This is a genomic window from Streptomyces sp. NPDC025793, assembly GCF_055558375.1.
This window is the reverse complement of record NZ_JBVHMR010000063.1, coordinates 19,351-29,536: the sequence shown is the minus strand read 5'-3', so window position 1 is coordinate 29,536 and position 10,186 is coordinate 19,351. Positions and strand designations below refer to the sequence as shown.

Sequence of the window (10,186 nt, the reverse complement as noted above, 5' to 3'; positions counted from 1 at the left end):
CGACATCGAGGATGAGGCCTACACACCCGGCACCGCGAGCATCGACCGGCGCGTCCCCAGCACCCCGGCAACGTTCGTGGTCAACGCACTAGCGGGCGGCGGAGACGTCGTGGCCTATCAGGGCGTTGTTGACGGTGTGTACGGGGTGAAGGTTTCCCCGTACCTTCCGCAACCGCGCAGCGGTCCTGTTGTGACCGCGTGGACGCTGCTGATCAGCACCAATACCGGGCAGCCGTTGCTGCTCGTCGACTCTGGGGAGCTGACGGCGGTGCGGACGGCGGCGACGACCGCACTCGCGGTGGACCTGTTGGCCCGTAAGGAGGCGGACACCTTGGCTGTCGTAGGGGCCGGTCCCCTCGCGCGGGCGCATGTGAGGTATGCGCGTGCCGTTCGGCCGTTCACGGACGTGCGGGTGTATTCACCGGCTGTGGCCGAGGGCCGTCGGACCGCCGACTTCGATGGCGAGGTGAGGGTCGCTTCCAGCGTCGGTGAGGCTGTGGCGGGTGCCGATGTCGTCCTGCTGTGCACGAGCGCCGCACGTCCGTTGCTGGATGCGGCAGCGTTGCCGGCAGGCACGCTGGTGACCTCGATCAGCACCAACGCTGTTCATGCTCACGAGATCGCCCCGCAGTCCCTGGGCCAGCTCGATGTTTATGGCGACCACCGGCCGACGGTGGCCGGTGCTGCTGGTGAGATGGTGCTCGCTGCGGCAGCCGGGTTGTGGGATCCGCACATGCTCCGAGGTGACCTGCCCGAACTTCTCACGGGTGGGTGTCCGCCGCCGAGTGGCGGTCGACCTGTCTTCTTCCGGTCGGTCGGGTTGGGGCTCGAGGACGTGGCGGTGGCACGCTTGCTGATGGGTTCCGGGTAGGGCCGCCACTCAGGGTGGCGGCCCTGTGCACGGTGTGGTGTCGTGGTTGCCGGGAGCGGCCTCTCGACCCCTCGTCAGCAGTTGCAGAGGAACCGGTACAACACGTCCGCTCCAAAGCGCAGCGCGTCGAGGGGCACTCGCTCGTCCACACCGTGGAACATCGCGCCGAAATCGAATCCGGCGGGGAGCCGCAGGGGCGCAAAGCCGTAACCCGCGATGCCCAACGGGGCGAACGATGCGTTGTCGGTGGAAGCGGATGAGCAGTATGGCACGATCGCGGCCGTGGGATCCGCGGCCCGAAGTGCGGTGTGCATGGCGCCGAGGAGGGCGGCGTCGGCGTCAGCTTCGTCGGCCGGCGTGAGGTCGAGGATCTCCGTCTCGATGTCCGGCCCGGCCAGATCGCTGATCTGGCCGAGGAACTCCTCGGCGAATCCGGGCACGAAGCGCCCGTCCACCAGGGCCTCCGCGTCGCCCGGCACGACGTTGATTGACGAGCCTGCCCGCAACACGGTGGGGTTGGCGACGTGGCGCAGGGAAGACGTCAGCAGGGCGGCCACCGGGGCCAGGACGGTGCCCTGCAGATCGGGCCGGTCGGTGGTGATGTCCAGCGCGGTGAGGGCGGAGATCCGCTCCACGGTTCGGGCGGAGGTTGGCGTGAGCCGCAGCGGCCAGTTCTCCTCGGCGATTCGGTGGACGGCGGCCGACAGTCGCGCGACCGCGGAACGCTGATGGTTCAGCGAAGCATGGCCGGTCGTGCCGCGCGCTCTGAGCCGTAGCCAGGCCACGCCTTTGCGGCCCGTTTCGATCATGTACAGACGCGTGGTCGGGTCCACCGTGACGGAGAAGCCGCCGACCTCGCTGATCGCCTGGTCGCAGTCGGCTATCAGGTCGCGATGCTCCCTGGCCAGCCATCGTGACCCGAGGCGGCAGCCGGCTTCTTCATCGGCGAGGAAGGCGAGGACGAGGTCGCGGGGCGGATGGGTGTCCTCGCGCATCATCCTGCGCACCGCGGTCAGAGTCATTGCGATCATGTTTTTCATGTCGACGGCGCCTCTGCCCCATAGGCATCCGTCGCGGATCTCGCCGGCGAACGGGTCCAGTGACCACTCATGTCGCCGGGCCGGCACCGTGTCGAGGTGGCCGTGCACCATGAGCGCGGGGCGCGTTGGATCGGTGCCGGGGATGCGGGCGACCACGTTGGCACGCCGGGGCGAGCTCTCCAGTATCCGGCTGTCGATGCCTGCTTCGTCGAGGCGGGTGGCCACGTACTCTGCGGCCCGTCGCTCGCCCGGGCCGGGGTCGTCACCCGCGTTGGTGGTGTCGATGCGGATGAGGTCGCGGCATAGCTCCACGACCTCGTCCGCATCGTCCACGCTGTTCCGAGCGGGCACGGGCCGGCTCACAGGACCTTCGACAGGAAGGCGCGGGTGCGCTCGTGCGAGGGGTTGCCGAGAACGGCGTCGGGGCTTCCGTGCTCGATGACCCGGCCGCCGTCCAGGAAAGCGATCTGGTCGGCGACTTCGCCCGCGAAGCCCATCTCGTGAGTCACTACGATCATCGTCATCCCCGTGTCGGCCAGGTCCCGCATCACACTGAGGACTTCACCGACGAGCTCGGGGTCGAGTGCCGAGGTGGGTTCGTCGAAGAGCATGAGTTCGGGCCGCATGGCCAGCGCACGGGCGATGGCGACGCGCTGCTGCTGCCCCCCGGAGAGCTGGGCGGGGTAGTGGTGTTCTCGTCCGGACAGCCCCACCCGGGTGAGCAGTTCCCGTGCCCGGTCATCGGCCTCTTCCTTGCTCTCGTTGAGGACGCGGCGAGGGGCTTCGGTGATGTTTTGCAGGGCCGTGAAGTGCGGGAAGAGGTTGAACCGCTGGAAGACCATGCCGATGCGGCTGCGCTGGCGGGCGATGTCCTTCTCGTTCAGCTCGTGCAGGACGGTGCCCTCCTGCCGGTAACCGACCAGTTCGCCGCCGACCTTCAGCCGCCCGGAGTCGATGCGTTCCAGGTGGTTCACGCAGCGCAAGAAGGTGCTCTTACCTGATCCACTGGGGCCCAGCAGACAGGTCACCTCGCCTCTGTGCACGGTGAGGTCGACTTCCTTAAGGATCTCGGTGTGTCCGAACCGTTTGCCGACCTTGTCGGCGATGACCATGGGGGTGCTCATGCGGTGCTCCGTGGACGCGGGTGGGTGGAGGCCGGCGCGTGGCCGCGGCCGTAGCGCTTCTCCAGGCGGTTCTGGGCGAGGGACAGCACAGCAGTCAGCAGCAGGTACCACAGGGAGGCGACGACCAGCAGCGGAATCACCTTGTAGTTCTGGGAGTACACCTGCTGGAGGTTGGTCATGAGATCGTTGCCGGCGATCACCGAGACCAAGGAGGTGGTCTTGAGCATGTTGACCACCTCGTTGCCCATGGGGGGCACGATCACGCGCATGGCCTGGGGCAGGACGATGCGGTGCATGGTGGTCGCAGGGCTCAGCCCGAGGGCGCAGGCTGCCTCTCTCTGGCCGGGGTCGACCGATTGGATGCCGGAGCGGACGATCTCGGAGGCGTAGGCAGCTTCGTTGAGGCCCAGGGCGAGGATTGCCGCAGTGGTCGCGGAGACGAGAGCAGACGTCGGCGCGGAGTAGAACACCACGCCGGTGAACGGGATGCCAATGGTCACGTTCGGGAAGAAGGCTCCGATGAACCCCCAGAAGATGATCTGTACGAGCAAGGGGGTGCCACGGAAGAGCGTCGTGCATCCGGCTGCGACGGCGCGCAGCACGTAGTTGCCCGACAGTGCCATGACGGCGAGCGCTGTTCCTCCGGCGAGTCCGATCACCATGCTGATCACGGTCAGGTAGAACGTGACCCATACGCCGTGGAGGGTGAGCTGGGCGAACAGGTAGGCGCCCACGGTTGGCCAGTCGAGGTTGGGGTTGGCTACGAACGACCAGGTGATCCCCGCGGCCACGGCGCCCACGAGGACGGCGCCGAGGGTGCGGCCGCGGCGCCGCAGCCGTCGTACCGTGAGCTGTTCCCCTGCCGGAAAGGCGACTTCGAGGGGGGAGTCATTGGTGGTGGACATCGCGGTCACCTCTGGGCCTGGTTGACGACGGCTTTGTCGACGGTGATGCCCGAAGCGCCATACCGGGCGAGGATGCGGCCGTAGGTGCCGTCGTCGATGAGTTCCTGGACGGCCCGCCGGATGGCCTCGCGCAGCTTCGGCTGCCTCTTGGGCACGCCGATGCCGGTCAGTGAACTCTGGTACCCGTTGGGTGCTTTCGGGTCCTTGACAATCTCGAAGGGGGACGCCGGATCCTGCCGTAGGACGTAGCCGAGCGTGGGCAGGTCACCGGCCACCACCTTGACCGTTCCGGTCTTCAGTGCGAGTTGGGCGTCGGAGAACTGCGGGAACATCTTGACCTGAACGGCCGGCTTGCCGGACCTGGCGCAGGCGGCACTCTGTTGCTGCAGCAGGACAACCTGGGCGCTGCCCTTCTGCGCGGCCACCTGCACGCCGCACAGGTCCGACAGCGTCGCGATGCCGTCGGCCTTGCCCTTGAGCACGAGCAGCGCCGAGCCCGAGCGGCTGTAGTCGACGAAGTCGACGGTCTTCTCCCGCTCCTTGGTGTCGAAGAAGGCGGCCATGAGGAGGTCGTACTTGCCGGCCTGAAGGCCTGGGAACAGACCGTCGTAGGGCTGCTGGGAGAAGACGAAGGGGACGCCCAGTTTCTGGCCGACGGCCTTGCCGAGGTCGATCTCCAGGCCCGTGAGGTCCTTGCCTCCGGTCGAGGCGAACATCTCGTACGGCGCGTAGGGGGCGTTGGTCGCGACGTGGATCCGGCCTGCTGTGCGGTACTCGTCGGGTACCAGGGCTCGCAGTGCCGGGTCCGCCTTGGCTGTCGGCACGGGCGATGCGGTGCCCGGACTCCCAGAGCCGGAGACGGGCGGGTTCGCGCACGCACCGAGAGTGAGAGCCAGCGATGCGATCACCACGGCCCGGGTGGTGCGCCGGCTTCGCCTGCCGCCGCTGACAGCGGCGTGGATGAACAGGGACATCGGGGTCTCCTGAGAGGACTGAGGGAAAGGAAAGGTGGCCAGCCTCGCGTTGTCGCGGTGGGCCGCGAGGTAGGTGAGGTCGCTGGCGGTGATCACCCGCGCAGGACTGTGAATCGAGCGCATCCGCCGAGACACCACTGGTACTGCCAGGCGAGTCTGTTGCGCAGCAAGGGCAACATACTGCCCTTTTGTAGTCACCGGAAGGCCTGAGCAGAGCGAATCCGCACAAGGCGACGCGCGCACGGCGCCAACGCGGCGCACTTGCGGTGGCTGCTAAAGCGGCCGTCCCCCACCCCCAGGGGCCTTGAACTGCATGTCCGAGCAAACGGAGTGCGAGCGCCACTCTCCGCCACTACTTCTCGCGAGCCGACCACCGCTACTTCACTTTGCGCAATGTGTGCATTATATTGCGCACCCAGGTTGGTCGATGTGCAGGAGTCCCCGCACACCAGCCTGTGGAAGAACGGAGTCTCCATGCCCTTCACCCCCTTCGCTCTGGAGGAATGGCAGTCCCGCTATGAGACGGGCGTCGCCTTCAACCTCGCGGATTCCGGGATCGAGCCGGTGCGGCTGGACGAGCTGGTCGACACCGAGGACAAAGCCCGCGAGCTGCTGGCCACGCCGCTGCACTACCCCGCCGTCGGCGGTGGTGACCGACTGCGTGAGCTGATCGCCGCCCAGTACCCGGGTGCGGATGCGGGCAATGTGCTCGTGACCGTGGGGGCCGCAGAGGCGAACACGCTTGCCGTACACGCCCTGATCGAGCCCGGCGACCACGCGGTGGTGCTGGAACCGGGGTACCGGCAGGTGTGGGGCATCTTGCGCAACCTCGGCGCCGAGGTGGACGCTTTTCACCTCCGGCCCGACCAGCACTGGCGCCCGGACCTCGCCGAGCTGGACACCGTGTTGCGGCCGGACACCAAGCTCGTCTACGTCGTCAATCCGAACAACCCGGTGGGCACTGTCCTCACCGACGCGGAGATCGACGCGATCGCCGCGGCCTGCGCGAAGGTCGGCGCATGGCTCATCGTCGACGAGGTGTATCGGGGCACCGAGCGGCTCAGTGACACCGAGACCCGGACGGCCTGGGGTACCTACGACCGCGTCATCGCCGTCGGTTCCCTGTCCAAGGCCTACGGGCTGCCCGGCCTCCGCCTGGGCTGGCTGGTCGGCCCGAAGGACCTGGTCCAGGCGAGTTGGCGCCGCCACGAGTACTTCACGATCTCCACGGGGATCCTGTCGATGCAGCTCGCCGAGATCGCCCTCGCCGAGCCCATGCGTACCGCCCTGCTGCGGCGCACCCGCGGCCTGATCCGCTCGGGCTGGGACCGGCTGAGCAGTTGGGTGGAGTCCACCGATGGCCTGGTGTCGGCGCACGCCCCCCAGGCCACGGCGCTGGCCTTCATCCGCTACCACTTCGACCTGCCCTCCGCGCAGGTCGCCGACCTCTTGCGCACGGAGGCCGGCGTCCTGGTCGGCGCCGGTGCCGACTTCGGCGTGGAGCACCATCTGAGGATCACGCACGGCCTGGAACTCACCTACCTCGAAGGTGCCCTGGAACGCGTCGAGGCAACACTGCGTTCGCTGCGCGACCGCAGCGCTGGTTGGGACGGGTGGGCGGCGTGACCCTGCTCGCAGCCGAGACGGGGCATCGCCGCAACGGCGGTGACGTCGTCGTCGAGTCCTTGGAGGCGCTTGGTGCCTCCACCGTCTTCGGTATTCCCGGCCAGCACGCCCTGGGGCTGTTCGACGCCCTGCGGCGCAGCAACCTTCGCTTCGTCTCCGGTCGCGTGGAGAACAACGCGGCCTTCGCAGCCGACGGTCACGCCCGCGTCACCGGTCAGGTCACCCCACTGCTGCTCTCCACCGGCCCGGGCGCCCTGACCGCGCTGGCGGGACTGCAGGAGGCCATGGCCGCCTCCGTCCCCGTCCTGGTGATCAGCAGCCAGATCCCGTCGGCCGGGCTGGGCGGCGCACGACGCGGCTTCCTGCATGAACTGCCCGACCAGCAGGCCGTCGCACGGGGTGTGGTGAAGTCGACCCGGATCGCGCGTGCGGCCTCACAGATACCGTCGGCGATCGCCGAGGCATGGCGGGAGGCCGCCACCGCGCCCTTCGGGCCGGTGTGGGTGGAGATCCCCCAGGACATCCTCCTCGCCGAAGCGGCCGTCCCGCCGGTGACCGATCTGTCGGCGGCACCGGTGCCGCTGCGGCCGCGCGCCGAACTGGTCACCGAGGCGGCCCGCATCCTCGCCGCCGCCGAACGACCGGTGATCCTGGCGGGCGGAGGAGTGGTCCGCGCCGGCGCCGAAGCATCCCTTCGGGAGCTGGCCGAACGCCTGCAGGCACCGGTGGTGATGACCTTCGGCGGCAAGGGCGCCTTCCCCTGGACGCACCCGCTTTCCTTGCAGTCCTGGCTGGAGGACCGCCATGTCACCGCGTTCCTGGAGCAGGCCGACGTCCTTTTGGTGGTGGGTTCCGGTCTGGGTGAGCTGTCCAGCAACTACCACACCTTCGCGCCCCGAGGCCGGGTCATCCAGATCGAGGCCGACCCGGGGAAGCTGGAATCCAATCACCCAGCGCTCGGCATCCACGCCGATGCCCGCACTGCCCTGGACCACCTCGCCGTCGCCGTACCCGCCGGTGACCGGGGCGACTGGGCGTACGCCGCGGTGGCAGACGTCCTTACCCGAGTGGGCGAGCGGATCGCCGATCAGGACCTCGACCTGGAACAGGGGATCCTCGCGGCGGTCCGCTCGGCCCTGCCCGACGACACCCCGAGTTTCTGGGACATGACGATCCTTGGGTACTGGGCCTGGTCCGCCTACGACCCGCGGGCGGGCGAGTTCCACTCGGCGCAGGGAGCCGGAGGCCTCGGCTACGGTCTCCCCGCCGCCCTTGGCGCGGCCGCCGCCCTCGACGGCGCGCCCGTGCTCGCGGTCAGTGGTGACGGTGGCGCCATGTACTCCCTCGCCGAACTCGCCACCCTCCGCCAGCACGACCTGCCCGTGGTCTGGCTGATCATCGACGACGGCGGTTACGGCATCCTGCGCGAGTACATGAACGACACCTTCGGTGCCGCGACCGCCACCGAACTCGCCCGTCCCGACTTCGCGGCCCTCGCCGAGTCCTTCGGCATACCCGCCGTCACCACCACCCCCGGAAGTCTCGGAGCCGACCTGACCTGGGCGCTGGACTCGGGCGGCCCCGGCGTTGTCGTCCTGCCCACGCGGCTGAACATGTTCGCCCCGACCCACCTGGAAACCACGTGACCGTACAAGCCGTCCTGGGTAACTTCATAGGCAATCTCACACGCGCCCCAGGCACGCACACCAGTCAGCTGATCGATCCCCGCACCGGTGCACCAACGGCCCGAGCCGTGGTCTCCGGCGCAGCCGACGTCGATCTGGCGCTGCGCACGGCCGCCGATGCCTTCGCCACCTGGCGCCGCAGCACGCCCAGGGACCGTCAGATCGCCCTGCTCCGTCTGGCCGACGCGCTGGAGGAGCTCGACGAGGAGTTCGCGGACGCCGAATGCCGCGACACCGGCAAGCCACGGCGCCAGGTGCTCACCGAAGAGATCCCCCAGTGCGCCGACCAGCTGCGGTTCTTCGCGGGCGCGGCCCGTCTGCTGGAAGGCACCGCCGCCGGCGAGTATCTCGTGGGGCACACCTCGCAGATACGCCGCGAACCGCTCGGCGTCTGCGCACAGATCACACCGTGGAACTACCCGCTGATGATGGCGGTCTGGAAGATCGGGCCGGCCGTCGCCGCAGGGAACACCACCGTCATCAAACCCGCCGAGACCACGCCGACAAGCACCCTCCTGCTCGCCGAGGTCGCGGCCGGTTTCCTTCCGCCCGGCGTGGTCAACGTCGTCCTTGGCGACCGCGACACCGGACGCGCTCTCATCGCCCACCCGGCCGCAGCGCTCGTGTCCATCACCGGATCAACCCGTGCCGGCATCGAAGTCGCCCGCGCCGCGGCGGACGACGTCAAGCAGACCCACCTCGAACTCGGTGGGAACGCGGCCGTCCTGGTCTTCGAGGACGCGGACATCGAGACGGCAGCCGACCACATCGTGGCCGCGGGCTTCTACAACGCCGGGCAGGACTGCACCGCCGCCACGCGGATCCTCGCCCACGGGGCGGTCCACGACGCCCTCCTGGAGGCGCTCGTGACGCGCGCGAAGACCACTGTCACCGGGCCGCCGCCGCTCGTCGATCCCGCCTACGGCCCGCTCAACAGCCAGGCACAGCTGGACCGGGTGCTCGCCATGATCGAGCGTCTCCCCGACCACGCCACCCTCCACACCGGTGGCCACCAGGTCGGTGACCTGGGCTTCCACCTCGCCCCGACTGTGATCTCCGGCCTCGCGCAGAACGACGAGATCGTTCAGGAGGAGATCTTCGCTCCCGTCCTGACCGTGCAACGGTTCAGCAGCGAAGAAGACGCCGTCAGGCTCGCCAACGACCAGCCCTACGGCCTGGCCGCCTCGGTGTGGACCTGCGATCACAGCAGGGTGCAGCGAACGAGTGCGGCACTCGACTTCGGCGCGGTCTGGATCAACAGCCACGGCCTGCTCACGCCGGAAATGCCGCACGGCGGCTTCAAGCACTCCGGCCACGGCAAGGATCTGTCCGCCTACGCCCTCGCCGACTACACCCGCGTGAAACACGTCATGAGCGCTACCCACGCGCCCTGATCCCTCCGCCCGCCGGTGCTTCGTTCAAGCCCGGCTACCGCACCACCCTCATCCGGAGACATGATGCCCTTCACCACCGTCACCACCCAAGCGGCCCCGTTGCCGGTCGGCGCCTACAGCCAGGCCCGCCGGATCGGCCCGTTCCTGCAGGTCTGCGGCCAGATCGCCACCGATCCCGCGACCGGCGCACTGCTCAAGACCGACGCGGCCGGACAGACCCGGCGCGTACTCGAACAGCTCGGGACGATCCTGGCTGCCGACGGCGCCGACTGGGACGATGTCCTGATGGTCCGCGTCCACCTGGCCAGCGACGACGACTTCGACGCGATGGACGCCGCGTACCGCAGTGTCCTCGCCGAGCCGTTCCCGCCGCGGACCACGGTCACCGCCGGGCTGGCTCCCGGTGCGCTGATCGAGGCCGATGTACTGGCCGTGCGCACCTGATTGCAGGCTCCGGTTGCGGCTGTGCTGCGCTCCGTACGCAGCACAGCCGTCTGCATTGCGCAGAATCGAAAAACAAAACGGACAAACCGGTTCCCGATGCTCTGAATGAGCACTATATTTCTC

At 68.7% G+C, this 10,186-nt stretch carries 9 protein-coding genes; 5 read left to right on the top strand and 4 right to left on the bottom strand.

The features are described from left to right. Positions 1-871 (top strand): ornithine cyclodeaminase family protein (locus tag ACZ4MF_RS44875; protein WP_467499659.1); only part of this gene is annotated, 871 nt, incomplete at its 5' end. A 74-nt stretch (positions 872-945) separates the two neighbouring features. Here the strand turns inward: ACZ4MF_RS44875 and ACZ4MF_RS44870 are convergent. The 4 genes from ACZ4MF_RS44870 to ACZ4MF_RS44855 are packed head-to-tail and all read right to left on the bottom strand — an operon-like array spanning position 946 to position 5,010. Then, entirely contained in the window at positions 946-2,274 is a 1,329-nt protein-coding gene (locus tag ACZ4MF_RS44870) for a M20/M25/M40 family metallo-hydrolase (protein WP_467499657.1), read from the bottom strand. Next, positions 2,271-3,035 carry an amino acid ABC transporter ATP-binding protein gene (locus tag ACZ4MF_RS44865; RefSeq protein ID WP_467499655.1) on the bottom strand — a complete coding sequence of 255 codons (765 nt, stop codon included), beginning with the start codon at positions 3,033-3,035 and terminating at the stop codon, positions 2,271-2,273. The genes ACZ4MF_RS44870 and ACZ4MF_RS44865 overlap by 4 nt, the downstream gene beginning before the upstream one ends. Then, positions 3,032-3,940 carry an amino acid ABC transporter permease gene (locus ACZ4MF_RS44860; protein ID WP_467499653.1) on the bottom strand — a complete coding sequence of 303 codons (909 nt, stop codon included), beginning with the start codon at positions 3,938-3,940 and terminating at the stop codon, positions 3,032-3,034. The genes ACZ4MF_RS44865 and ACZ4MF_RS44860 overlap by 4 nt, the downstream gene beginning before the upstream one ends. Positions 3,941-3,945: 5 nt before the next feature. Beyond that, positions 3,946-5,010, bottom strand: a complete 1,065-nt coding sequence (locus ACZ4MF_RS44855) for an ABC transporter substrate-binding protein (protein WP_467499651.1) — start codon at positions 5,008-5,010, stop codon at positions 3,946-3,948. A gap of 378 nt (positions 5,011-5,388) precedes the next feature. On the opposite strand from ACZ4MF_RS44855, the gene ACZ4MF_RS44850 reads away from it, so the two are divergent. Genes ACZ4MF_RS44850 through ACZ4MF_RS44835 form a run of 4 tightly spaced genes read left to right on the top strand, consistent with a single transcriptional unit; the run spans position 5,389 to position 10,063 of the window. Continuing rightward, the gene (locus ACZ4MF_RS44850; RefSeq protein WP_467499649.1) at positions 5,389-6,540 is read left to right on the top strand and encodes an aminotransferase class I/II-fold pyridoxal phosphate-dependent enzyme; all 1,152 of its coding nucleotides are present in this window, start codon (positions 5,389-5,391) and stop codon (positions 6,538-6,540) included. Next, a complete protein-coding gene (locus tag ACZ4MF_RS44845) occupies positions 6,537-8,186 on the top strand; it encodes a thiamine pyrophosphate-binding protein (RefSeq protein WP_467499647.1) in 1,650 nt (549 codons plus the stop codon). The genes ACZ4MF_RS44850 and ACZ4MF_RS44845 overlap by 4 nt, the downstream gene beginning before the upstream one ends. Then, on the top strand, positions 8,183-9,619 hold the full coding sequence (locus ACZ4MF_RS44840) for a gamma-aminobutyraldehyde dehydrogenase (protein WP_467499645.1): 1,437 nt from the start codon (positions 8,183-8,185) through the stop codon (positions 9,617-9,619). Before ACZ4MF_RS44845 ends, ACZ4MF_RS44840 begins: the two co-directional genes overlap by 4 nt. Before the next feature lie 60 nt (positions 9,620-9,679). Beyond that, positions 9,680-10,063, top strand: coding sequence for a RidA family protein (locus ACZ4MF_RS44835; protein WP_467499643.1), 384 nt, complete (start codon positions 9,680-9,682; stop codon positions 10,061-10,063). Positions 10,064-10,186 lie beyond the last annotated feature (123 nt).